Here is a 25,276-nt window from a genome sequence, read left to right as displayed (position 1 = left end):
GTGTGTCATACAACGGCCGGATGCCGCCTTTCCACACCTGGAACCAGGGATTCGACACCGTCGCCGTATGTTCCGGATAGGTAAACTCCATCCACGTATTCACCGCAAATGACACGTCGAAATGGTTGACATCCGACGTCATCTCGACTTCTTGATTCACCAGACATTCATTATGCGGATCCACATTCTTGACCATGTCATAATGGTGCTTGGCATTATTGAGAATATTGACATTGGCCACCCACCGGAATTTACTCGGGGTCGGCATGTGTGTTTTGCCTGTAAACACCCGACGACCATACTTCGGCGTATTCACAATCAACGCCGTATCGCCGTGGTTCCAATAGCCGGGCTCCTCCCCATAATAGTAACTTCTTACGTGAATTTCCTTTCCATGGGCATTGGGGTCCGTCGTAATCTTGAACGGATCCTCTCCGGTATGCACTCCAAGACCGGATCCTGCCCACGGGGTCGCCGCCCAGGTTCCCGCCTTATAATTCCCGGACCAGGTATGACACCCGCTGCCGAATTTCCCAATATTCCCCGTATAAATGAGGTTCAAGGCCGCCGCCCGCCCATTTTGGGTCATGTGGAAATAATGACAGACGCCTTCCCCGTTGTGAATCGCAGCCGGTTTGACCGTCCCGATATCACGCGCCCACCGCACGATCAAATCTTTGGGAGACCGACAGATTTGATGCACCGTATCCAAATCATAGTCTTGGAGATGGACTTGATACATTTGGAAAATCGGCATCACGTCCACTTCCCGCCCACTGACCAAACGCACCCGGTGCGTCCCCGTCAAGGCCGGGTCAATGCCACTCTTCTTGAAATGCCACCCCACCAATTCACGATGAATGGGAACCGCTTGATTCTTGTTCAGATCCCAGACCATGAGGCCACCTAACCGCGCGATTTCTGCCGGTGTCAGCGTCTGCACTTTGCCCGAATAGGATTTGGAAAAATCGGGGAACTGATAATCTTTAATCACATCACGCGGATCTAAATACTGCAGGGTATCGGTCCGGACCAGGAGAGGCATATCGGTGTAGGACCGACAAAAATCCGCATCGAACAAGCCCTCATCTACAAGCATTTTACACGACCCTAAAAAGAAAGAGGCATCAGACTCTGGACGCACAGGAATCCAGTAGTCCGCTCGATAGGCCGTCGGATTGTATTCCGGGGTAATGACCGCAATACGCGCACCACGTTCAATGGATTCAAGTTTCCAGTGGGCTTCCGGCATCTTGTTTTCGACGAAGTTCTTGCCCCAACTGGTATTAAACTTCGTGAAGCGCATGTCGCTCAAATCCACGTCACAATTCTGGGTCCCATTCCACCAGGGCTGGGAAGGATCCTGGTCGCCGTGCCAGGTATAGTTATTCCAGTAGCGTCCGCCTTGCGCATGTTCAGGCGTAACTTTTCGTACGTAGGTATCCAATAAGGCGCCGCAGCCGCCATTCATCCGGGTGATGCCCATTTTCCCAATGATTCCCAAAACAGGCATGCCAGCCCGGAATTTCATGCTTCGAACTCCTGAGCCTTTCATCATCTCCAGCATCTCGGGCGGATAGCCTTGCTCCCGCAACCGTCGAGCCCCAGCCTCACCGCTATACCGGTTGGCGATGATGATCATGGCCTTCGCCAAATAGGTAAACGCCGTATCCCAGGACACCCGCAACATGTCGTCCAAATAACGGGCATTAAATTTGTATTTCGTCTGAATGGCTGGCGTGAACTCCGGGCTCCCGTCATCCATCCATTGCTTCCACCCCCGACGCATCAAGGGCCCCTTGAGCCGGTACGGTCCGTACACCCGCCGATGCATCGTAAACCCCTTCAGGCACATGCGGGGGTTATGCGCGAACGTCCCACGATTACCATAGAGATCTTCATAGGTCTGGTGATCGTAATTTTGCTCCACGCGCATGACGACCCCGTTTCGGACAAACGCCCGGATTCGACAGGCATGCGTGTCATTGGGAGAACAACACCAGGTAAACGAACTGTCATAGCGATATTGATCGTGGTAGACCCGCTCCCATGAACGGTCAGGATATTCGCCGAGAGGATTCCCGACTTCGATGACTGGCTGTAACGCCGTTAAGGCCAGCGCCTTATCGGCCAGTGCGACTGCAGCCACAGTCCCTGCAGAAACTTTCAAGAATTGACGTCTAGAAAGAAACATTAAAAGACCTCCTTTTTTTAAAAACTCATTACGGATAAACATATTGAAAAATAGTTCCGTAATAGGACTTCGGACCGGTACCTGCCTTGCACCTCCTTTCTAATCAACCCAATTCCACCACCAATAAAAAATACTGATCGCAAGTGTCACCACTTTTATCCATGTGATTGATTAGCAAACTTTAGTCCAAACATCTTGGCTTGCCCTATTCCCCTTAACCAATTGAAATTTATAAGTTAATTTACGTTCATGCATGTTATGGAAAACTACTAAAACCACGAAGAACATCGCGAATACCTCACGAAACATTGAAATCTCAAGGTTGCATGTTTTTAGGTTTGCTATTCAGTCAGTCGCTTTTGGGAGAAAATTACGGAAGACCCACATTCAGCGGAATTGGAATACCGACCACCCAACGGTTCAAACCATGACTCATACATGGATCCAAATACGACTTCCGGTTGGCTTATTAAAAATAGGAAATAAAATTCGACGAAAGGGGCAGATACGGAGTAGCAGGAAGACGGCACTCGAAAGAAATATAGGGATAATGTGGGTGGTGGGTAATCGTTATCTCTGCCCAAAGAAGCTAGGCTTCCACATTTGTGATGTGCGTGAGAGTTCTCAGGAAGTCTGTCCGCAATGCGTCAGATGCTGGTCGATATCCCTCATTCCCGGCTCCTCATAGCTGCTCAAGAATGAGCGGTAAAACACAGACAAGGCTGCTCGAAGAAAAGGCCTCAAACGTTTGGGCGAGTGGTGCGTGCGGAAGAGTATGTCAGCACGCCCAGGCGGCAAGAACGCCGCTGGCGAACTTTTTCAATACTCCCTTTCCAAGAGAAGTTGGCATTCCAGCATATCTGTTCTTCTCCAGGATGTTACCCCTGAAATTACGCCATAAGGACGTTGCACACGGGCAAGAATTCGGCTGTTCAAAAATAGAGGGAAAGAAAAGAGTCAGCTCAAAAATTTCCGGTTCTCAGAAACAAAACCAATTCGCTAACCTCTGTGATGATCTTTTCATAGTATTTGTCATGAAGGATGTTGAAGACGAAGTGAGGGAATGATGACTTCTTCTCCTAAGAGTCCCAATCCAAAGTGGGGGTTGTCTTGAATTTCATGAACACTGCGGCGCCCTACGGGTGATTGATATTCAAAATTCACAGAAATTGACCCATTCGGTTCAATCGTCACTTCACGGGTTAAATATTCCTTCATTCCGGCATGCCAGACCGATAACGTATAGGTTCCAGGTGGAATGTCGGATATCTCAAATCGGCCATCCTCGGTTGTAATCGCATAATAGGGATTGTCAACCACCACTCCCCAAGAAAACATATAGGGATGAAATCCGCATTGCATCACAAAGATATTCCGATCCTTTTGCAAATGAATTTTTTCGATCATTGGCTTGCCGGGTAAATGATCATGGCTATTCAACAAGCCCAACACTTTATGAAATGGATTCATGGGAAGAGGGCGATTAAACAAGACCCTCGCACCACGATCACGAGCAGTCTCGTATCCCTGAATATCATGTTCCACTGGATCCATATTAATGACCGTCAGTTCATCCTGGTCCCGTAAGACATTGACAAATGGGAGAAAATCACAATCCTTCGCTTCGATGGTCACTTTTGGCAACTCAAACGCTTTTCCTTTTTCAATACCCTTGAGCACCACAATCGCGTCCTTCAGCGAGCCCTGAGATCCAAGTATAAAATCTTCAACAATACGCCATCCTGTTCCGGTTGAAATTCGCCCGCAAAAAACCGGATCTGGAATCGTCACCAAATTAAAGGCCATGGCTTTAGGCATCCCTCCCGCTAAAGTCACTTGCCCACGAATCATTCCTCCTTGTTTGACCTGACTTTCTTCATAGGCCCACACCGGGATGGCCCACATTCCCAGGACACCCAAAGTCACCCCAATCATTTGTATCACCGTGCTTTTCATGTATTCCTCCGCGAGCATAAAATTCAAAAAGTGCCTCACCATCTTGTCTTATGGGGTGGTGCCCAGCACGGGGAAGCCTTGAATCGGCTTCCCCGTTCCCAAACCCGTCAACTAAAAATAATGCCGGTTCATTTTAGTTCGACGGGTTTAATATGGACCACTTGCTCGTGTGGCAACGTGGCTTCTTTCACGCCAGGAGCCCCACCATCCAATGACAGGATTCGTTGATCACTCCCTGGTAGGACTCGTAAATATCCCCATTGCCCTGATTGGGAATAGGGCAACCGCTGGCTGCTCCAGACGTAATCCCCCGTGCGTTGGTAGGGTCCGCCTGCGGCTGGAATGAAGGCATCCAACGCTTCTGACCCCGAAAACTCCACGACATTGATTTGATCGGCTCCTCGCATGAATGGTTCGATGGGCCATTCATGACTTTCAACCCCGAACATCCCATTTTGTTCATTGCTGGCACCGAAGACATGAATGCGAACAGGGTCACCGGCATGGGCCTCGATAATTGGCGTGATGGGGTCTTCAGGGTTTTCCTCAGAACAGGGCTGGAATATCCTATCCAACGTACATCCCTGCTCCTCACGGAACAAATACGGTTCCGCTCGATAATTTACCCCGACCAGCCCGGCCACGTTTTGGACGTAAGGCATAAAGCTCGTCCCGATAATGTTGTCCTCGTCCTGGAAGAACAAGGCCGCATCCCGATAATTCGGTCGGTCTTCGTATCCCGTCACCGTTCTGTCCACGATCACGTCGGCAATCCAACTGTTCTTATTGGATATATCCGCACCGGTTTTGGGATCACGATACGTCGCGCCCTTCGGCCCGATAATGATAGCGCCGTAAAGCCCGTTCCGAGGATTATGCATGACATTGCCCCAGTCCCAGACCAACGAAGCAATCTCTCCTAAAAATGGGTCGGCGTAATAGGTGTACGTCCGGCTCTCTCCAGGCGCAACCGTTTGATCACCTGGATTCTGCCCGACGTTGGCTCCCAACGAATCCTTAGGATCGAAGGCGAGGGAAAGCGCGGAGAACGAGGCGCGGCTTTCCTTCATGTGATTCGTCAGTTGAATCTTGAGACAGTCGCCTACATTGGCTCTCAGAGTCAGCGGCATTGGTTGAATTCCACTGGCCGTCTTTGCGACATCTTCTTCGAGCACATATATTTTTCCCTCCGGATTCTGGAGCAGAATGTTCCGTTCGAAATCCACCTCTACGGCTTCCGGTGCCTTCGTGTTGAAATTCATGGACGGAAAATCCATCGCCACAACATTAAATGATTTGACCGGTGCTTCGGCAGGACAGACCGGACCGGGATCTGGAATTTCATTACGACCGGAATAACCGGCCGGCAGCTTTTGAAGATCAGGCACCTCCTTGTCCAATACCCGCAGAATACCCCAGGCTCCTTCCGAGAACTTTGAAGAACGTCCGTTAAAATGGATGTAGTCACCAGGCTGGAGCCGAGGCCCGCCTGCCTGTGGAACCACGAGATCGTATCGCTCTGCGATACCAATGTGGATGGAATTTTTACGGTTGGCATCACCGGCATACCGTTCGGTCAGAAAGGTATGCCCTGACAAAGTCCACACCATTGATTCGTTTGTCATGGTCTCCAACAGCCGGAACACAACCGTATCACCGAGATATGCCCTGACCATTGGTGTATAGGGGTCCCCATGAACATTGCTATTGAAAATGTTCGAAAAATCCGGTTCTTCCTTGAGTCTAGCCGCGATTGGTTCGGCCCGGAAGTTAAAACTGCCGCCGGTGGTGTGGGTTCCCCCGTTGAGGAATGGCATCGGTGTCATTGGAATGTTTTCAGGCATGGGAAATGAGATCGTCTTTCCCGCTTCCAGCGCAACCTCAATCGGCTGGCCTGGAGGATTACCTGCAGTGACGATGTTGACGGAATGCGGCACACTGTCATTCAACTGCACCATCAGCTCACGGAAGCTCCCATTCACTCCATACCCTATAGGCTCAACCGTATGGATATCCGCGACTGGTCCACTTCTGATCGGTTCACCGGTTTTGGGATCGTGATAGGTTGAGCCCCAGGGTTCAACAATCATCGTCCCGAAACCTCCATGTCCCCAAGTTACACGCCCGACCGCATGGTCATGCCAGAACACGGTTCCCACATCCGCATCCGCCCAGAACCGTTGCCTTACAAATTCCACGGTCACGATATCATCCACCGGATGATCATGCTCTAACGGCCGATACAGAATGATTTGATTCCCATCTATGGCTTTAATCCGCCCGATCTCGTTGCCTTTCACGTTATCGGCACCGATCAAAATTTCGTTTTTCGGATGGTACTTCGCGGCATTTTTCACCGTGATGGTCAAGTCACCCTTCTTGCCAGGCTTCGTAAAGACCGTATTCATCGGCAAAGGCAAACCCTTGTCGGTCGTCTTCTCCATCATCGTAAACGGTCTCACCGATTGCTCATACGAAAAACCGGTAATCACACCATCCGACGATTGATTGTCGAACTGCATGAAATGCCAATGGGTGTTGATCTTCGACGCATGCATGTTGAAATTGTCATCATCAACCCATTCGCTTGTCAGCATCCAGTCGACACAGTCGTATACGTTAGATCTCACGACCAGCGGATGTCTCTTATCATTATTTTTTCGAACCTCTTCCTCCTCCTCGTGCAGAACATAAATTGTCCCATCCGGATCGATGATTGCCGGTTCATCCCCTTGTTTATCTGCCACCATCATGGGGGTCTTAATGAAATGCACGTTAAACTTTTTGGAACCGGCATTGGCTGGGCACAGGCTCCATCGCCCGTTTTCTCCAGGCTTTGCCGGGTAAGAACTCATCTGACCATCATCATCTAAGTGGATCATTTCGAGCCAAGGAGAAGGATTGTGATTTTGGGAGAATGGCACCCGTTTTCCAAAATGCGGCCTCAAGTGTGGCCATGCGATCTTGCCGGTAGTGGGCTCGAACAGAATCGGCAATCGCTCGCCGGGAGCCGGAGATTGGTATCGTGGATTGGGAATCGTGCTTTCCCGTTCCGTCAATGCCCGGTTTCCGTTCCAAATCCAGTCCAACACCGTCGCATCATAGGAGAGGATCTGCTCCCTCTCATCATCTTTGTGACCGGGCTTGCCCTGAGGGGGCAACTGCATTTCCACCCAGTCCTTCACCGTGACGACAGCCGGATTGGCTTTCCAATCCGTTGTCCCTTTCTCGATAATTTTAAACTCTTTGCCGAACCAATCAACTTTCTTGTCGATCAGCTGATCCGAAGTGACACCGGCCTTAATCCGTCCCTTGCGGTCCGGCAATTCGCGAAGGTCCGGCATCGTATCATTATGCAGCGCTCCATCTTGAATCGTGTTATAGACGCGCCAATAGCCCCACATACCGGCGATGTAGTGATGCGCTACATGGCAGTGAAAGAGAAAATCCCCGGCCAATTGCTGGCAGAGTCCCGACCCACATTCCGTTTCCAGGTCAACGGCCTCGGACGGCCCGATCACCTCTACGTCGACACGGTCTGTCTTCGTCCGGACGACCGGGTACTTCACCGGTCCGTTTTTTGCGGTATGCCACAGAGGCATTTCGTCGATCGCACGCGGACTTCTGGGCCAGCGGATAGATCCACCATGAGGATGATGAGAATGGAAAACCTCCGATCCCCCATGCACCAGACGAAACTTCGCCGGATCGCCCAAATAACTGCGCGGCACAGTGGTGGCCGGATCACCGAAGGTATAGGCGCTGTAGGCCATTGACTCGTCCTCGAATCCGAAATACTCATGCTGCGTTTGCATGTTGTCCACACCAAACGGTTCGCTTCGGTAGTTCAGCGCGCGCGCGACGGGCCGATACACATCGGTGATTGGATCCCGCTGCGGAATAAAGTCACCATGCTTATTGACCGGACGGAAGGCTTCATCGCCGACTTCATGATAAATGAGGACGAACTCGCGAAAATCCGGGCCGGTGCCGTTTTTGATGATCGCCTGCCAACCACTGGTCATCGGCGTCGGTTCCCCTGCACCAAGCGGATCCAGATACGTCGAACCCTTTGGTTCCACCACAAAAGTGCCCATCAGGCCCATCACCGTCAACTCACGATCATTGCTGTAACTATGAAACTGCCGTCCGCCTTCCTGCATCGTGGGTGGAATGTACCACTCCATGTCGATGCTTTGGCCTTCCATCGCGATTGCATCGGGGTTCGTGGTTGTCGCCGGTTGGCCGGTTGTGCTCACCATCATACTTGATCCGCCGATCTGCAGACTCACCCCTTCTCCGGTTATCAACTGATTGCGAAGAGTGAACCTCACACAATCACCCTGATTACCCCGGATCACCAATGGCTGAATCCAGTTATTCTGCAAGCCCGTCTCAACTGCGCCAGGGTCATACCCTTCCTTCTCACGGGCCGCGGCATTCGCCGCTTCTTCCTCCCGTACCTTCTCCAGATTTTCGGTGAGGACGTACATGTAGCCGACATAATAGTCGAGCCATCTATTCAACGTGATTTCCACGTCGATGGCTGAAATATCGTAATGCTTTTCGGGAGCACCAGCCGGGCACAGTCCAGGCTCACCCGAGACGGGTTCAATTTCATTGTCCGAAGCCAAAAGATAGTCTGCCGGGCCGGCTCCATATTGATGGAGCATCGTGGCGGTGTCATATGCCCCACTCCCGTCAACCAACTTCAGATCGGCCTGCATTTGATGGCCCATTTTTGACATTAACCGTTCATGTTGCCGATCCACCTTCGCCGCACGGTCAGGATTCCCCTCTATCGAGTCCTCTACAATCGTCTGCCCTTTCAACCTCTCTACCCAATGATTGGTCTTTCCTGACGCTGCAGCCACGTTATGAGCGGCATGGGAATCCGTTTCATCCTGAATCCCTTCTCCCGCATGTCCCATGGTACTCATCAGGAGCACCATCCCTGCGCATGCGACCAAGAGCTTCACTTCCTCATACACTTTCTTCCCTGACAACATACAACATCCCCTCCTCATAAATAATCGATGCCGGCTTTTTAAGTAATTACGGTCTGCGGGAATATGAACCGCTTATATAGTTAAAACATTTCTCTTCTCTGAGTTAGTTTTTCTTTGAATCATGGCAATACCTTTCCGTACTTTTCCCATAAGCAAATTGCGAGCCGCCATGTGCTTCGACAAGGCAAACCAATTATCTGTCGAAAATTGGCCTTGTTATCACGGTCTCTTTGCTTACATGAAAATTAACCGGCGGGAATGCCACGAAAGATCGCTGAAACCCACCACGATTCCACCACCACTATTCGCGGGAAGGAGTTCCCTTGTCATGCTCAACGATTAAAGAGCCCGCTTCATTAAAGATTTCTTAAGAAAACAGAATGGATTTTCAGGATGAGGACAACCCCCGTCCGGTTGACCGGCGGGGACGGAACTACGGCTCTCACTATGCGAGCAGGGGAATGGGTGGTCTCAAACCTTCAGCAGAGATAACTGAAGGATTGTGGAGGGAAGGGGGAATGCATTTGTCCCCCACCCGGAGTAGCAGGCAATGTCATACGCTGATAGACGCAGTGCGTCCCGATACATGGAATTTCTCAACCGACACGACTGCACCCCCTATGCCGGTTCAGACCGATCCTGTTTCAAAACAAGGTTCTCCCTGATAATTTCTTGGGCCAAGGACTCTGCATCAGTGAGTTCGTTGGCATAGATGTTCGTCTCATATTCCTGAGTGGACGTCTCTGCCAGCGAAACACCCAATGGGTGACCAGGCTCGCTGACGTTGATATAAGTTTTGGTCGACAATCCCGGACGGACGGGATGCTCCAGGATTTCTTCTTTCAAAAAAGAGACACGCACAGGCACCCGTTCCACGATATGAATGAAATTCCCGGTCGCATTTTCAGGAGGCAACAAGGCGAATACGCTGCCGGTGCCGGGCACCAGCCCTTCCACCGTCCCATGGTATGTGTGGTGCTTCCCGTATACATCCACATTAATCAGTGCCGACTGACCGGGACGGACCTGCTGCATTTCGGTTTCCCGCAAATTCACTTCCACCCACAGATGATCCAAAGGCACGATCGTCATCAAGGGAACACCCGGATGAACCTGATCTCCGACCTGGGCCTTTCGCTTGGCCACATGGCCCGAAGCCGGTGCCCGAATGCGCTGCCGGATGTATTCGAGATAGGCGGTGATGAATTCATGCTTGGCGGCCTCTACGGCAGGATGATGGATGATATTCACGCCTCCCACCTCCGCGGTGATGGATTGGTATTCTTCCCGGATTTCCATAACCTCGGCTTGAAGTGCCCGCATTTTGTCCAGGGCATTCTGGAAGAGTTGCTCAGATATGGCCCCGCTCGGGAGCGCCTCACGGAAACGGACCACATCATGGCGTATTAAGTCGAGTCGAGCCATCCTGGAGGTGAATTTTTGCTGGATCTGCCGCCTCTGAGCAAACAATGACGCGATTCTGCGCACCTCTCCTCCCAGTAAACCCCGCATCCGGCCCAATTTGGCCTGTGCCTGATGCTCATCGAGACGAATAAGGAGGTCTCCTTTTTCCACATACTGGGTCTCCTCCACGAGGACCTGGGTGATAATGCCTGTTGCCTGTGCCTCCAATGTGACAAGATTGCCGGCAATAAAGGCGTTATCGGTCCATACCCAAAAACGGGCGTAATACCACCAGTATCCGCCGTAAGCCAATGTAGCTGCCACCAGTATCAGGGCAACCAACGCCAGACGGCGGTTACGTCGTCGAAGAATTTCCTTGGGGCGAATTTTGACGGTAGGGGCATCCATTATTTATTCCGTTGTCTGAGAAGGTTCTCGAACGATGGGATACCCCCCACCCAGGGCTTCGATCAAACCCACCATCGACACGAGTTGATCAGATTCCAGGGCCTTCAAGGCGAATTCCTGATCCAATACCGCATGATGCTGTTTTAACACCTCACGGCGATCGTCAAGACCGGTGCGAAAGCGGACTTCAACAAGGTGCCAATCGCCACTCACCGACGTCAGTAGACGACGGTGTGCCTCAAGCATCGAGCGAGTCTCATGCCAAACACTCAGACTGTCGGCAACTTCCCGCATGGCTTCCAGCAACGTGTCGTTATAGAGTTCCACTGCCGAATCATATTCTCTCCGTTGTGCTTCTAGTTCTCCACGAAGACGACCGCCTTCAAACCAAGGAAGTCGCAGACCCGGTCCGCCCCCATAAGCGAGACTGGACGATGAAAACAGAAGATCACCCAAAGAGCCGGCCCCACTAGCTAGAGTCAATGCTCTGAAGCCCACGAAACCATTCAAGTCGATAGTGGGAAGAAATCGAGTTTTCGCCACCTTAATTAGCTTGGCTGCAGCTTCGGCGCGATATTTAGCCGCAGCGAGATCCGGGCGGTGCGCCAACAGTCCTATCGGCAACTCCGGCGGCAAGGGAATTCGCCGGGGCATAATCACCTTATCCCTGAACACATGCTCTCCCCAATCAGGCCCATGACCGCTCAGCCTGACCAGCAAATATTGTTGAAAGTCCAACTGCTCCCGAGTACCGGCTGCGCGCTTATTCGCCGCCTCTAATTCCGCAGTGGCCCGCATGATCGAATTGCCGTCATCCAGGCCTGCCCGAAACCGGATCTTCGCCAGATTCAGGAGATCGCGTCGAATTTTCACCATGGCCTCAACCACCCCAAGCTGCTGGCGCAACGCGACCCTGCGGAAGTAGGCACGGGCGATCCCCGCTGTCAACCGCAACCGCACCTCTGCCCATTCCGCCTTATGAGCCAATTCCCTGCTCATTGCGGATTCCATCATGGCGCGATTCTTCCCCCAGAAATCCAGCTCCCAGCGAAAGCTCAACGGATGGATAAGGCCGTAAGTAATATCGATCCCGGCCACCTCAGGATTGAGGGCGGCAAATAAGCCGTGCTCAGAGACGCGCTCTGCGGTCAGCTCGGCGTCCGCCTCCAGAAACGGCAGCAGCCTCGCCCCTTCGACGCGGACAAGGGCATGCGCCTCGTGGAGACGGGCGTATGCGACCTTGAGGCCGGGGTTATCCTTGAGAGCCGCATCAATCAGCGAATCGAGCTCAGGACTGCCGAACTCCTGCCACCAGCGGTCTTCCGGCCAATGCGGGATTGGATCCTCCGGTTCGTGGTGGGTCGCATGGGAAAGGGTTTCCTCCATGGAATCCGGTTCTAAGAATCCAGCCGATTCCTCACCGGGAGGAATCCAGGCGCAACCGGCGCAGAGGAGTAAGCCGCACAGACTGAACGCGAAATGCCCATGGCCCTTCAGAGCGGACAAAACACTCATGCCTGCTCCTCCATAAGTGCTTCAGCCTCCATCTCCAGCGACTCTTCTTCCTGGCTTTGATACCAAGGCAATTGGGTGGGATAGGCCAACCAGACGAGGGCCGCCAAACCCACAAACATGTAGCTGGCCAGGAGAAACGCATCGCTCATGGCCAGAATACCCGCATACTGCCTCACAAGGGCCAGAAGCTTGCCATGCACCATGGCAGAATCGAGTCCGGCGCCCTCTAGCTTGCCAGAGAATCCTCCCAACACGTCGAAGGACGCAAATTGCCTTCCTCCAAAATGATTCGCCAAATGAAGCTGATGGAATGGAAGACGTCGGAAATGCACTATCTCTTGGTACGTAATACCTAACGCCCCGGCGGCGATGCGCAACATATTCGTAGTCTCTGCGGCGCGTATCACCTGGACGCCGGATAATCGATGCAGGATGAGCACCGTCATCGGGGTAAAAAACGATCCCAGGAAAAGACCTTCGAGCAGAATAGGCCAGAAAATCTGATCAAATGAATGAGGATCGTCATACTGCCCTATCCAGTACAGAGTCAAAGCAAATCCAAGAAAATTGAGGCTCGCGAGCATGCGAACGTCCATCCGCTTGCAGAGCTCATGCATCACAACGATCATCGGAGCCGCCAACACCACCATCGGAAGAAGCGCCATACCGGCAAGGAGGGACGAATAACCCATCAACAATTGAAGCTGGATAATCAGAAGCGTGAGGAGTCCTTGGATCGAAAAGAAGCCGACCACCAAACAGATCACCCCAATGGTAAAGTTTCGGTCCGCAAATAACCGGAGATCCAACACCGGGTGACGTTCACCCAGTTCCCAGATAATAAAACAAGGCAGTGCCACGATGAGGACGATCAGGACCCCGCGGAGAAAGGGCCAGTCTAACCAGTCAAAATCGTTCCCCATGTTCAAAAGAGTCTGCATGCTGCCCAACACGATGGCCAACAGAAAAAATCCCACGACGTCAAACCGGATAGGCTGGCGACGAAAGCCCCGACCATACAGTAAAGCCCCAAGGAGACCGACGACGACCAGGGAGACCACGACATCCGTATAAAAAAGATAACGCCACCACCCGAGATCATCTGCAAGCCACCCACCCACAGGAAGACCTATCGTAAACGGAGTAATCGTAATCAGGCCCCATAACGCTAACCCCAAGGACTTGAGCCGGTCCGGATACTCACGGAGCATCATGTCTTGCGAGAGAAAAAGAGTGAGGCCCCCGGAGAACCCCTGGATAATGCGGGCATTGAGAAACTGCCAATGGGTCTGGCTGATGGCGCCAAGATACGAAGCCACGGCATACACAAGAAAAGCGCCAATAAACACACGATAATTACCGAACCGGTGAGCCAGGGCGCGGCCAACAGGAAGACCCAACGCCAGGGCAATCATGAAATCCGTTTGAGCCCAGGTCATGAAGCTTGGCAACACGCCTTCCAGATCGCCGGCCACATGAGGCAATAGCGCGACATAAGACCCGGCATTAAACATCACGAGAATATGCCCAAGGCCAAGTGCAATATTGAAAAGAATAAAGTGCCAACCTCGCAGGCGTTTGGGGAACATAGCCGGCATGGCTTACTTTTTCCTCACAAGCAGACATTGCCTCCCGGCTTAGCTGATAGAGAAGCAGAGGCATGGTTGACGTTCTGAACCTGTTGAGGAACTATGGGGGCTGAGCCATGTGCATAGTTCATTGCCAGGCCGGTGAAGAACATTCCGCCGACCAAATTGCCCAACGTGACCGGATTTTGGTTCCTGAGCCACCGGTGAGACACACTGATCTTTGCTCCCAATAACATGCCGGCAGGAATGAGAAACATGTTCACCACCGTCAGTAACCCCGCATCGCCATGATGGGCATAATACGTCGTCATCGCTTCCGCAATAACAATCAGTTTGGTCCCGACTGCGGAGACTGGAGCATCACCTCCGGTGGTGAGCACGATGGCGAGCAACACGGCATAGAGGGCGCTGCCCGGGAGATTGTGCAAAAAGACCCATCCCCAATGGGCAAGAACTCGAGAGATGCCCACGCGCTCTGTGTGGTCATTGGCTGAGATCATCGAGCAGGGAATCAGCGTCAATCTCCCGGTGACAATTTCCATCCCGAGCAGGATCGCCAACGCGAGCTCAAACGGAAAGAGTAAGGCGCCGTCAATCCAAAATCCGGTTTCGACAGCCACGCTCACAACCAAACTGGTCGCCACACCAAAATACGCGCCGGCCAGCATACTCTCGACAGCACCGTAAGGTTTGACATAGTCCATGATCCTTCTCCCTCATAGAAGAATGACGTGAGGCAATCAGGCCTTAAAGGCAACTCAGGGAGAACACAGCAATCTTTATACCCTTGTCGATTCCCTTTCTAAATATCGGGAAATCCCAAATCCCATCACTGCAGGACACGGATCTATAAATACGACGCCGAGAAAAATATCATCAAAAGGAAATGGGTGCGCAGCCTCCTTATTTAAATTTCCAAAATCCATCGTGCTGATCAAAAAGGTCCTCTGTTTTTTGGATTCAATCTGAAATCCCGATGAGCGAATCGTTCCTGTGAACACTGTCTGTTTTTAAATGACGCGTCTATCAATGAGCGAATTACAACTGAGCGCCCTGTTCGATATCGCCTATTATGAAAAATATTTCTTTATTATTGTCCAAATATTCAGGGTCATAAGTGGGACCAAGTCACTCGAAAAAAAATACGATTCATATAGGAGGATGCAGACAATTAAAAGATGCCGTGAGTCCGGCTGATGGTGAAAAAGGAGATGGCGCGATGGATACACTACAAACAGAAAGAAACCATGCTATCGACCGAACCGCCCCACAAAAAATGGAACAGGCTTTCCGCACTTATCACATTCCACATCGGAATTTTGACATGAAAAAAATATTCTTCAGAGGGGGAAAAACGAGAAAGAGCACAAGGAGGTGAAACCTATCCACCTCCTTGTGCTCTCAAAGCGCTGCCTCTCGATGTGTTTTAGAACCCTATGTTTTATGCATTTCCCTGAACCACCTGCCTTGATGGTGAAAACGTTTTGAGGCGCGCTTTCCCCGCTTTGGGTCTGGTTTCATTAACACGATTTTCCATAATCAGAGAATCGACAATTTCTCCACAGTTATAGCATTGCCAGGCCGTGGACCATAATTGCCCCGATTCATTCAGATGATCCCCGATCGTTAACCAATGCATAAGGCCAGCACAACGTTGACAATTCATAAATATATTCCCTTTTTTCCGGCTTCTTCCCCCTTTTACAGGGGGGAGGACCGGATGGCGATGTTACAGAAGCATCATCTCAGCACATGAAAAATTTCGCCAGCCGGTCCCCAGCCCTAACTACGGATTAATGGTTCTCTTTGTCTTTCATGATCCATGACAATTTTTGAACCTACAGCCAGTTCACCCGCTCGGCCGGGCGGATGTAAATCGGCTCTTCCACTTGCTGCCGCACCGCTTCCTTGCCCGATTTGTTGAACCCCAACACCGTGTCGTTGTACATCTCAAACTTCCGCCCATGGATTTGGGTTTCGAACACTTTCGGTCCCGGAATCACGTCATACCGGAAGATGATCTGTTGGCTCGCCCGCCACAACTGCAGCACCGCCAACAATTCCCGGCTCGGCACCAGATACTTCTCTATCGCATTATCCACTCCCGGCCCGAACATCTGCCGGATGTAGCCCCGTGGGGCTTGGCGTGGGGGAATGTAGAAGCCATTGGGCTCCGTGCCCCATTGCGGATACAACGGCAACGCCACTTGTTCCACCCGAATGGCATAGTACAACGGATTCCAGCGATCTTCCGCCCATAACCCGTCATCGCCCACCTTCACCAGCCCTTGCAACCGGATCTTACCCACGCACGCCGCCATACATCGGGTTTCCATCGGCTCGCCCCCCGTGAGGGGGTCTTTGCCCTCGACCCGCGGATAGCACGCAATACACTTCTCACTTACCCGCGTCGTGCCCCGGTACATCGGCTTCTTAAACGGGCATTGTTCCACACACTTCTTGTACCCCCGGCACCGGTTCTGGTCGATCAACACAATCCCGTCTTCCGGCCGCTTGTAGATGGCCTTCCGCGGACACGCCGCCAGACAGCCTGGATACGTACAGTGGTTACAGATGCGTTGCAGATAGAAGAAATACGTTTCATGCTCCGGCAAGCTGCTGCCTTGCATTTTCCACGGCTCTTCTTTCGTGAACCCCGTCTTATCCACTCCTTCCACGATCGCCCGCATCGAGGTCGCCGTGTCTTCATAAATATTCACAAACCGCCATTCCTGGTCGGTCGGGATGTAGCCAATGGCCGCCTGCCCGATCTTGGCCCCCGCATCAAAGATCGTCATCCCTTCAAACACTCCGTACGGTGCATGGTGCTTGCGGCCCACCCGCACGTTCCACACCTGGCCGCCCGGATTGACTTGCTCGATGAGCTGCGTAATCTTGACGTCGTAAAATTGTGGATAGCCCCCATACGGCTTCGTTTCCACGTTGTTCCACCACATGTATTCCTGCCCTTTGCTGAACAGCCACGTCGACTTGTCCGCCATCGAGCAGGTTTGACATGCCAAACACCGGTTGATGTTAAAGACAAACGCAAACTGCCATTTCGGATGCCGCTCCTCATACGGATACAGCATCTTTCGTCCTAACTGCCAGTTATACACTTCAGGCATTGTCGTCCTCCGTCTTACATAAATAAATGCATAAAAATTTCTGCTAGCTGTCTCTTGATTTAAAATCCCATTCTCTAACAATCAGCACATTCACTCATTCGTAATTTTTTGATCGCCATAGCCCCATTCACGATGTGGTGCAAGGCATGAAGATCCACGGTTTTGAGCAGGACCTCACAATTGCCAAGTTCCTCCACTAGGCTCAAATCCCTTTCCCCGGCATAGGCCGTAAAGATAAACGTCGGGATCATGGGGTGAGTTTTCCGCAAACGCCGTAATGTTTCAATCCCATTTATCCCTTTCATTTTATAGTCCAACAAAATCACGTCCGGATTTTCTTTCAAATGTTCTAAGGAATTAATTAACGCTTCCCCAGATTCAAAATCTCTCACCGTACAGTTCAGACGAATCAATCTTTTGACAATACTCCGACGAACGACCTCATCATCATCCACCACGAATAAAAAGGGTTTGGTCACCACATGGTCCTGGTCTATGCCGTACATATTTGCACCGGATTATCTTCATCGGATGCTCCTTACAAAACGGTTTCTACCAATAACATTCCTTCTTTCTTGAAAAAGGCGGAGGCTGGGGGGAGGTATTCATCATGTTTCTTTCTAGACGTCAATATAGAAAAAAATATCCCCAGCCTCCAACTCATTTACACTTTGATCTTAATATGATCACCCTTCAGCCATTTGATCATGAATTCATTCTCCTGGCCTGGGGTAAACCCGGTCCGAACCGGCTCCCACGGTCCACGGCCGCCGATACCGCCATCCTCCGCTTTGCTAATACGGATGAGACATTCCTTCGGCACGGTATTGACCGCATGGTGATCGATTTCAAACCCCCATTTGAATTTCCATTTATTAGCCATTTTGCCCGGCAACGAGTCTAGTTGGTGCATGGGCATCAGCCAACTGCGGGTAAACGACTGCTGCGCTCCATACCGGAAGTTCGATTGATAGCCCGTGTCCAGCGCAATCGCCCGTCCATCCGGCCGGGTTTCATGCCCTTTCACCGACTTCGCGGTCGACACATACGGCGCATGCTTGGCCATCGTGACATGGTACGGGAACGCCGGGTTGTACTTCGCCCGGATCATTAACCGCGCCACCTTGTAATACGGGTCACTGGGCTTCCAGCCCCGATACGGCCGGTCCACCGGGTTGCCGTCGATGTAGACATAGTCCCCATCGTTGATCCCCCGATCTTTGGCCGCGGCCGGGTTGATATGGATTTGATGCTCGCCAACTCCTGGCGTCCGCTTATCCATCCGATAGGCATCCCCAAAGTTGGATTCATACATCTGCACCCAGTCATTCACCGACCATTGGCTATGCACCCGATGCCGGGTCTTCGGAGTGACGCAATAGAACTGATACCCCTTCTCCCAAAGCGGATTGGCGTACCGTTTAATTTCCGACCAGGGCAACTTGATGTTGCGGATGGTTTTGTCGTCATGATGTTGCGCCGTGATCGGCACCCCATAGTCATCCGGCCGGATATACGGATTGGAGGACATGATCGCATTCGGCAAATACGGGGTTGCCTCCGGGCCTTCCCGATGGACAATGAAGTTTTCCCCATATTCAATGGCTTCCGGCTCCACCCGGTAGGTTTCCAGGCGTCCGCTACGCGTCCACTGCGGTTTCGATTCGTTGACTTCTTCCCACAATGGGACGCGAGGATAGGTCCGGGTCATGACCATCCAGCCCTTTTCCGACTTCAACATCGTATCCGCGTTATAGCCATAGGAGCAGTTGCCCGCATCCAACAACCGTTGCAGATACACGTCCACGCGATTGTCATAGACAAACTTAAAGTAATCGCGGAACCGCCCATCCCCCGTCATTTCGGTGAGTTTAGCCGCGACGCCCGCGACCGTATCCAAATCGTTCCGTGTGTCATACAACGGCCGGATGCCGCCTTTCCACACCTGGAACCAGGGATTCGAAACGGTGGCGGTCATTTCCGGATAGGTAAACTCCATCCACCCGTTCACCGCGAATGACACATCGGCATGATTCACATCGGATGTCATTTCAATGTCCTGAGTCACAATCACTTCAATGTGGGGATCCACATTTTTAACCATGTCATAATGGTGCTTGGCATTATTGAGAATATTGACATTGGCAACCCATCGAAGCTTGCTCGGCGTCGGCATATGCGTTTTGCCCGTAAACACCCGACGACCGTACTTCGGCGTATTCACAATCAACGCCGTATCGCCGTGATTCCAGTAGGTCGTTTCTTCGCCGTAATAGTACGGACGGTAATTAACCTCTTTCCCATGGGCATTCGGATCCGTCGTGATCTTGAACGGATTTTCCCCGGTATGAATGCCAATGCCCTCCCCTGACCATGGAGTGGCCGCCCAAACACCAACTTTATAGTTTCCTGACCATGTATGACATCCGGTTCCGAATTTCCCCATGTTTCCGGTCAGTATCATCACCATGGCGGCCGCACGTCCCATCGACGTCATATGAAAATAGTGACAGACGCCTTCTCCATTATGAATGGCGGCAGGCTTGATGGTTCCGTTATCTCTAGCCCATCGCACAATAAGGTCTTTCGGACATCGATTGATTTGATGGACGGTATCCAGATCGTAATCCTGCAGATGAACCTGGTACATCTGGAAAAGGGGCATGACATCTGCCTCCCTCCCACTCAGCAATTTCACCCTGAACGTTCCCGTTAACGCCGGATCAAGGCCGCTGTTTTTAAAATGCCAACCCACCAGTTCACGATGAAGGGGAACCGCCTTCTGCTGGTTGAGGTCCCATACCATACACCCTCCAAGGCGAGCGACCTGCGAAGCCGACAGCCCTTGAACCTTGCCGGAGTAAGATTTGGAGAAATCCGGGAACGCATAATCCTTTATAACGTCTCGCGGATCCAAATATTGCAAGGTATCCGTCCGAATCAACAAGGGGAGATCCGTACCGGATCGAATGAAATCGCTGTCCTGAAGACCTTCGTCTAAAATAATTTTGCATGCCCCAAGAAATAACGCGCCATCGGTCTCGGGGCGGACCGGCATCCAATAATCGGCTCGTTGTGCCGTCGGATTGTATTCCGGGGTAATGACCACCACTCGGGCGCCCCGTTCGATGGATTCGAGTTTCCAATGCGCTTCCGGCATCTTGTTTTCAACAAAGTTTTTACCCCAGCTCGTGTTCATCTTGGTGAACCGCATGTCAGAAAGATCACAATCGATGGCTTGCGCACCTGACCAGAAAGGCTGAGAAGGATCCTGATCTCCGTGCCAGGTTAAATTATTAAAATACCGCCCCCCCTGGGCACTGTCCGGTCCGACTTTTCTCACCCAACTATCCAACAAGGCTCCGCATCCTCCGTTCATGCGGGTAATGCCCATTTTTCCAATGACACCTAACACAGGCATACCGGCACGGAACTTCATACTCCGGACTCCCGAGCCCTTCATCATCTCGATCATTTCCGGCGGATACCCTTGCTCCCGCAATCTCCTCGCTCCAGCCTCGCCGCTATACCGGTTGGCGATCACGATCATGGCCTTGGCCAAATACGTAAACGCGGTATCCCAAGAGACCCGCAACATATCATCCAGATAGCGGGCATTGAATTTATATGTGGTCATGATAGTTGGCGTTAACTCCGGACTTCCGTCATCCATCCAGGCTTTCCAGCCTCGCCGCATCAAAGGTCCCTTCAACCGGTAGGGCCCATAGACTCGACGATGGTAGGTAAACCCCTTCAGGCACATCCGGGGGTTATGCGCGAACGTACCACGGTTGCCATAGAGATCTTCATACGTTTGATGATCATAATTCTGCTCGACCCGCATAACGACCCCGTTTCGGACAAACGCCCGGATCCGACAGGCATGGGTGTCATTGGGGGAACAACACCAGGTAAACGAACTGTCATAGCGATATTGATCGTGGTAGACCCGCTCCCATGAGCGGTCGGGATATTCCCCGAGAGGATTTCCAACTTCGATGACTGGCTGTAACGCCGTCAACGCCAGCGCTTTATCCGCCAACGCCACAGCAGCTACGGTGCTTGCCGTAATTTTCAAAAATTGCCTTTTTGTTACAAACATGAAACGCTCCTCCAAATTAAGGTTTCCATTCCTCACTGCCCGATTAATTCTGATATCCCTCCCTTCGTTGAGACTGCCGTAACCGGTGTCTTTCCCAGACATTCAAGTCAGCAGGTATCGCCACCGCGTTTTTCGGTGGCTCGACCATAAGATTTGCCCAACCCAATACGAGGACTCCCACGAAGCTGACTATTCCGAAGATCATTTCAATCAGAGGATTTGCAACCCAAAAATCCATCATTTCGCTCTCCTTCACGATCCAACCAATCCATCATGCGCTTCATCTTGAATGAGTGAATGCGCCTTTCATCGCTCTGTCCTCCATTGGTTTCATGAATCCATGATTTATTCACATTCACCAAGCCATCCATCAATTTGCCATGAACCACATCAGGAACGACTGGCCGCTTGAGGAGTGAACTGCGGCACAGCCTGTGACTCTGGGACCTTCGGCGTTTCCGGTACCGGCGATTTTTTCCCAGCAAAAGCCGCCAGCCAGAACACGAATAGAATAGTCGACCAGAACAGCAGAACATTGAAGGAGATCATATTCGCGGCAAACCCGATGGTATGGGTATAAGCCCAAGGCGAGTTATCCCGCATGACCTCGTTCACATGCCAGAAGAGACGGACTGATGAGCGGATGTATCCCATCAAGGCCATCATCCAGGTAAATTCCGTGGCCAGAGCAATCAGAGCATATTGCGATCTCGCCGGCATTTTGCCCCATTGAATGGGACCCGCCACCTTGGCATTTTTCAGCATGGCCAGATTCATCGGCATCATTAACAAGAGGCACGACATTGTGGTGGCGACTTGAGGAACTGACAGCCCAATCCGAACGTTTGCCGGAATGAAATACCCATAGATGGCTAACCAAATAATATTGAGACTGCCGACCACGAAAAAACAGGTCATGAAAATATTGCCGAACTTTTTCCATTTCACGGCCGGAATCAAATTGCCGCGCTGATACCAAATGAAACTCACAATCGTCACAATGATGAGCATATTGATTCCGCCATTTTTGGCCGACATCACCCCATAGTTTCCTAAAACGGGATGCTGTTGACCTCCCATGGCTTTCAACTCAGCCGGGGTCATGACAATGGTATGGGGCGTGATGAACACCAGTAATCCCACGACCGCAATAAACACCAGATACTTAATATACCGTTGAAATCGTTCCGCACCCGGCATCCGGCCAAAGCATTGCCACAAGTAATAACTCGTACTCAGAAAAAGGGCACCGATCATGGTGGCCTGAATAATAAACAACCAAGCGAGGAGGCCTCCCATCAGGGTAATTCCCATTTGCTGGCGATAGGCATATACCTCCCGCATGAGCCAATAGCCCGCAAACGGCAATGGAATGAGGAAAATGACGGCGATAAACATCGCGACGTATCCCATCCAGTCGTAATGGGCACGTTCTTCATCGGTTTTAGCGGATAAAAACCGATAGGCCGCGTAGGCGGCAACGACGCTGCCTCCGAATGCCATATTTCCTAAAATTCGATGAACATTCAGCGGATTCCACAACGCGCTATGAATCGCATGCCAAATATTCCCGAGGTATCGTCCTTGTTCATCCACCCCTGCCGGTGACATCATGAAGGCGATCCACGAATTCGCTAAAAACATCAGCACGGTTCCAATGACATTCAAGACCACGGCGATACTGAGATGCACCCACTTCAGGACTCCTTCCCTCATCCTGTCCCATCCGTAGTAGTAGATATACAGCGTTCCGCTTTCGGCGACGAACAGCAAAGCGTAGATGTGCATGACGGGACGGAAAATTCCCGAAAGATAGCTGAAAAATGTGGGATACAGAGTGAGGAAGGTAAAGAGAAGAATTCCCCCAAGAATCGCGGTGAGCGAATATGCCGTCAGACTGATTCGGATAAAATCATAGGCCAGCTGGTCGTATTTCTTCGCCATGGCCTTATCCTTTGTCACCATGCCGATGAACTCAATCACCATGCAGAAGATAGGAACCGCCAAGACAAAACTGCCGTAATATAAATGCTGCTGGTTCGCAACCCAAATCAGCACTCGACTTTCAAAATTGCCATAGCGGGGATAATCATGCGTATTGTCCGCGGTGACCGGAGCCGTTTCACTCGACACCACGCCCTCTGTCTTGTAATAAATATCCCGACCCATTTCGACCGGCGCTTCGCCTTCCTCTCCTTCGACCACCTCTTGAGCAGACTGAGGACTTTGCCCTCCTCCCCCCGATGCGATGGCTTCACCATTTCCAAACAGAATAGGCATAGCAATACCGATCGGGAGCAACAGCATTACCGTGATCAAGCTGATCAGGATGATTGCGGCATTTTTTTTAAGTTTCCTTCCACTCATTTCTCTACGCACTCCTTTCATTCCTCTCCCCCGAAGATCATTGAGCTCATCAGGCGTGTAAGCCGAAATGTACTCCTTGAGAAATTTATTCATGAAGCTTTTCTGAATTTGCCCTATTTTTTTCTTCACCAAATTACATTCCTGTCTTTTCTGTATGTTATTGAACGCTCTGCATGGGCTATGCCCGAAAAAAAATTATTCAATGGTCCCGGGCAATCCCTTATAAACCATAGCGTGGCACGTGTTTATTGGAGTATTTCATTGATAGGTCGTTCATATGCCCACGAAAAGACGTGGTGGGGCGCGGTGGGCACCCACCACTTTGCGTGGCTGAACTCGGAAAAATATGAACGAGTACAAAGAGACAAAACTTCAAAAGCACAGCCGGAAAGGATAAAACCTGCTCCTACCGGAGCATTCCCAAGATGGCGTGAGAGCTCTGAAGAATGTGATTCAGTTCTGAGGAGGTGGTCGGAAGATAGTTAATCCGCAGGATCGAAAAGTTGACGAAACATAGCATATGGCATGGTGCAGATATGCCCTCCCGCCAACGCCGCCTCAAGCACCTCATGAGGAGAACGGATACCGGCGAGCAGCACCTGAGTGGAAAGCCCATAGTCTCGAAAAACTGTGACAATTTTGCGAGTGATATCGTTTCCCATAGATTGATTGTCGCCGGTGTGATCGGGACAAATGGACACACACCACGCACCGGCTTTCGCGGCAATCAATGCTTGCGTAAGAGAAAAACACAGAGACACATTTACCCGGAGACCTTCGGCTGTCAATCGCTTCGTCGCCTTGAGACCTGCAGGTGTCAAGGGACATTTCACCAGAACATTTCTATGAATTTTTGATAATTCCATTCCTTCCTTGACGATGGCTTCTTCTTCTATACTCAACACACCCACACTAATCGGGCTGTCCACATAACGACAGATTTCCCGAATTCCTTGATAAAAATTCAAACCCTGCTCAGAAACCAAACTGGCGTTCATAGCTATCCCATCCAAAATTCCCAGACTGCCAATCTCCCGAATTTCTGTGAGGCTCACCGTATCGAGATAAAATTTCATGAACGGTCATTACTCATGAACAGGAACAACCCTCCTCGCCCTTAATAACATTGCCGGAACCATCACGTGCCGCTCTCACCTCATAATCTTTAATTATCATGAGCCTCACGACAACCACTCTCTTCACTTGTTCTCATTCAGGTAGCTTCACGCTGATATGCATAGACTAAGCCATGGTTCGGCTGAGAACCCATACGGAAAAAATTCCTACAATTTGCTTTGATTCAGATAAAAAAGTCCATGGTTGATGAAGATGGATAAACATAACCACGACAGTCCGTGGTGGCTCTAGCACTTAAACCTTGATATGACGCGGCTATGCTTCGGAGTGAGATTTTAAAAAACTAGGAAATCAGATTAAGAAAAGAAGTAAAAAAAATTCATGAGGTGAACGGTAAGCTTCACATTGGATCCTGAAGACCTGATGCGCTAACACAATTTCGGAATAGGTTTGGGTGCCATCTGAGATGTTCCACTGGGCCGCTACCTACCTGACCTGCCAACCGCTAGCGGGCAATAAAAAGAGAA

Annotated in this window: 15 protein-coding genes; 1 reads left to right on the top strand and 14 read right to left on the bottom strand. The window is 51.2% G+C overall.

Going from position 1 to position 25,276, the window contains the following annotated elements; all coding sequences use genetic code 11:
* Positions 1-2,194 (bottom strand): molybdopterin-dependent oxidoreductase (locus tag PJI16_07420; protein ID MDT3777387.1); only part of this gene is annotated, 2,194 nt, incomplete at its 3' end.
* A gap of 698 nt (positions 2,195-2,892) precedes the next feature.
* On the opposite strand from PJI16_07420, the gene PJI16_07415 reads away from it, so the two are divergent.
* Positions 2,893-3,261: a hypothetical protein gene (locus tag PJI16_07415; protein MDT3777386.1), complete on the top strand. Its 369-nt coding sequence runs from the start codon at positions 2,893-2,895 to the stop codon at positions 3,259-3,261.
* Here PJI16_07415 and PJI16_07410 read toward each other — a convergent pair.
* From PJI16_07410 to PJI16_07350, 13 genes are all read right to left on the bottom strand, one after another.
* The gene (locus tag PJI16_07410) at positions 3,227-4,150 is read right to left on the bottom strand and encodes a carboxypeptidase-like regulatory domain-containing protein (protein MDT3777385.1); all 924 of its coding nucleotides are present in this window, start codon (positions 4,148-4,150) and stop codon (positions 3,227-3,229) included. The genes PJI16_07415 and PJI16_07410 overlap by 35 nt on opposite strands.
* A 128-nt stretch (positions 4,151-4,278) precedes the next feature.
* Positions 4,279-9,159 (bottom strand): hypothetical protein, encoded by a 4,881-nt coding sequence (locus PJI16_07405; GenBank protein MDT3777384.1) that lies wholly within the window; start codon positions 9,157-9,159, stop codon positions 4,279-4,281.
* A 618-nt stretch (positions 9,160-9,777) separates the two neighbouring features.
* Entirely contained in the window at positions 9,778-10,971 is a 1,194-nt protein-coding gene (locus PJI16_07400) for an HlyD family secretion protein (protein MDT3777383.1), read from the bottom strand.
* Between the two features lie 3 nt (positions 10,972-10,974).
* Positions 10,975-12,486 (bottom strand): efflux transporter outer membrane subunit, encoded by a 1,512-nt coding sequence (locus PJI16_07395; GenBank protein ID MDT3777382.1) that lies wholly within the window; start codon positions 12,484-12,486, stop codon positions 10,975-10,977.
* A complete protein-coding gene (locus tag PJI16_07390; GenBank protein ID MDT3777381.1) occupies positions 12,483-14,084 on the bottom strand; it encodes an MFS transporter in 1,602 nt (533 codons plus the stop codon). The genes PJI16_07395 and PJI16_07390 overlap by 4 nt, the downstream gene beginning before the upstream one ends.
* 14 nt (positions 14,085-14,098) lie before the next feature.
* The gene (locus PJI16_07385; GenBank protein ID MDT3777380.1) at positions 14,099-14,779 is read right to left on the bottom strand and encodes a formate/nitrite transporter family protein; all 681 of its coding nucleotides are present in this window, start codon (positions 14,777-14,779) and stop codon (positions 14,099-14,101) included.
* A 737-nt stretch (positions 14,780-15,516) separates the two neighbouring features.
* On the bottom strand, positions 15,517-15,741 hold the full coding sequence (locus tag PJI16_07380; GenBank protein MDT3777379.1) for a hypothetical protein: 225 nt from the start codon (positions 15,739-15,741) through the stop codon (positions 15,517-15,519).
* Positions 15,742-15,913: 172 nt separating this feature from the next.
* Positions 15,914-17,203 (bottom strand): nitrate oxidoreductase subunit beta, encoded by a 1,290-nt coding sequence (locus PJI16_07375; protein MDT3777378.1) that lies wholly within the window; start codon positions 17,201-17,203, stop codon positions 15,914-15,916.
* A 74-nt stretch (positions 17,204-17,277) separates the two neighbouring features.
* Positions 17,278-17,709 (bottom strand): response regulator, encoded by a 432-nt coding sequence (locus tag PJI16_07370; GenBank protein MDT3777377.1) that lies wholly within the window; start codon positions 17,707-17,709, stop codon positions 17,278-17,280.
* 158 nt (positions 17,710-17,867) lie between these two features.
* Positions 17,868-21,305: a molybdopterin-dependent oxidoreductase gene (locus PJI16_07365; protein ID MDT3777376.1), complete on the bottom strand. Its 3,438-nt coding sequence runs from the start codon at positions 21,303-21,305 to the stop codon at positions 17,868-17,870.
* Positions 21,306-21,348: 43 nt separating this feature from the next.
* Positions 21,349-21,546: a hypothetical protein gene (locus PJI16_07360; protein MDT3777375.1), complete on the bottom strand. Its 198-nt coding sequence runs from the start codon at positions 21,544-21,546 to the stop codon at positions 21,349-21,351.
* A 149-nt stretch (positions 21,547-21,695) separates the two neighbouring features.
* The gene (locus PJI16_07355) at positions 21,696-23,765 is read right to left on the bottom strand and encodes a cytochrome ubiquinol oxidase subunit I (GenBank protein ID MDT3777374.1); all 2,070 of its coding nucleotides are present in this window, start codon (positions 23,763-23,765) and stop codon (positions 21,696-21,698) included.
* 389 nt (positions 23,766-24,154) lie between these two features.
* Positions 24,155-24,748, bottom strand: a complete 594-nt coding sequence (locus PJI16_07350; GenBank protein MDT3777373.1) for a transaldolase family protein — start codon at positions 24,746-24,748, stop codon at positions 24,155-24,157.
* Between the last annotated feature and the right edge of the window lie 528 nt (positions 24,749-25,276).

It is taken from the genome of Nitrospira sp. MA-1, from assembly GCA_032139905.1.
GTDB lineage: Bacteria > Nitrospirota > Nitrospiria > Nitrospirales > UBA8639 > Nitrospira_E.
This window is presented reverse-complemented; position numbering and strand designations above follow the sequence as displayed.

Bases quoted from the DNA above. Each gene is read 5' to 3' on its own strand.
- PJI16_07415 (MDT3777386.1), top strand. From the start codon at position 2,893: ATGAGCGGTAAAACACAGACAAGGCTGCTCGAAGAAAAGGCCTCAAAC.
- PJI16_07410 (MDT3777385.1), bottom strand. From the start codon at position 4,150: ATGAAAAGCACGGTGATACAAATGATTGGGGTGACTTTGGGTGTCCTG.
- PJI16_07405 (MDT3777384.1), bottom strand. From the start codon at position 9,159: ATGTTGTCAGGGAAGAAAGTGTATGAGGAAGTGAAGCTCTTGGTCGCA.
- PJI16_07400 (MDT3777383.1), bottom strand. From the start codon at position 10,971: ATGGATGCCCCTACCGTCAAAATTCGCCCCAAGGAAATTCTTCGACGA.
- PJI16_07395 (MDT3777382.1), bottom strand. From the start codon at position 12,486: ATGAGTGTTTTGTCCGCTCTGAAGGGCCATGGGCATTTCGCGTTCAGT.
- PJI16_07390 (MDT3777381.1), bottom strand. From the start codon at position 14,084: ATGCCGGCTATGTTCCCCAAACGCCTGCGAGGTTGGCACTTTATTCTT.
- PJI16_07385 (MDT3777380.1), bottom strand. From the start codon at position 14,779: ATGGACTATGTCAAACCTTACGGTGCTGTCGAGAGTATGCTGGCCGGC.
- PJI16_07380 (MDT3777379.1), bottom strand. From the start codon at position 15,741: ATGAATTGTCAACGTTGTGCTGGCCTTATGCATTGGTTAACGATCGGG.
- PJI16_07375 (MDT3777378.1), bottom strand. From the start codon at position 17,203: ATGCCTGAAGTGTATAACTGGCAGTTAGGACGAAAGATGCTGTATCCG.
- PJI16_07370 (MDT3777377.1), bottom strand. From the start codon at position 17,709: ATGTACGGCATAGACCAGGACCATGTGGTGACCAAACCCTTTTTATTC.
- PJI16_07365 (MDT3777376.1), bottom strand. From the start codon at position 21,305: ATGTTTGTAACAAAAAGGCAATTTTTGAAAATTACGGCAAGCACCGTA.
- PJI16_07360 (MDT3777375.1), bottom strand. From the start codon at position 21,546: ATGATGGATTTTTGGGTTGCAAATCCTCTGATTGAAATGATCTTCGGA.
- PJI16_07355 (MDT3777374.1), bottom strand. From the start codon at position 23,765: ATGAATAAATTTCTCAAGGAGTACATTTCGGCTTACACGCCTGATGAG.
- PJI16_07350 (MDT3777373.1), bottom strand. From the start codon at position 24,748: ATGAAATTTTATCTCGATACGGTGAGCCTCACAGAAATTCGGGAGATT.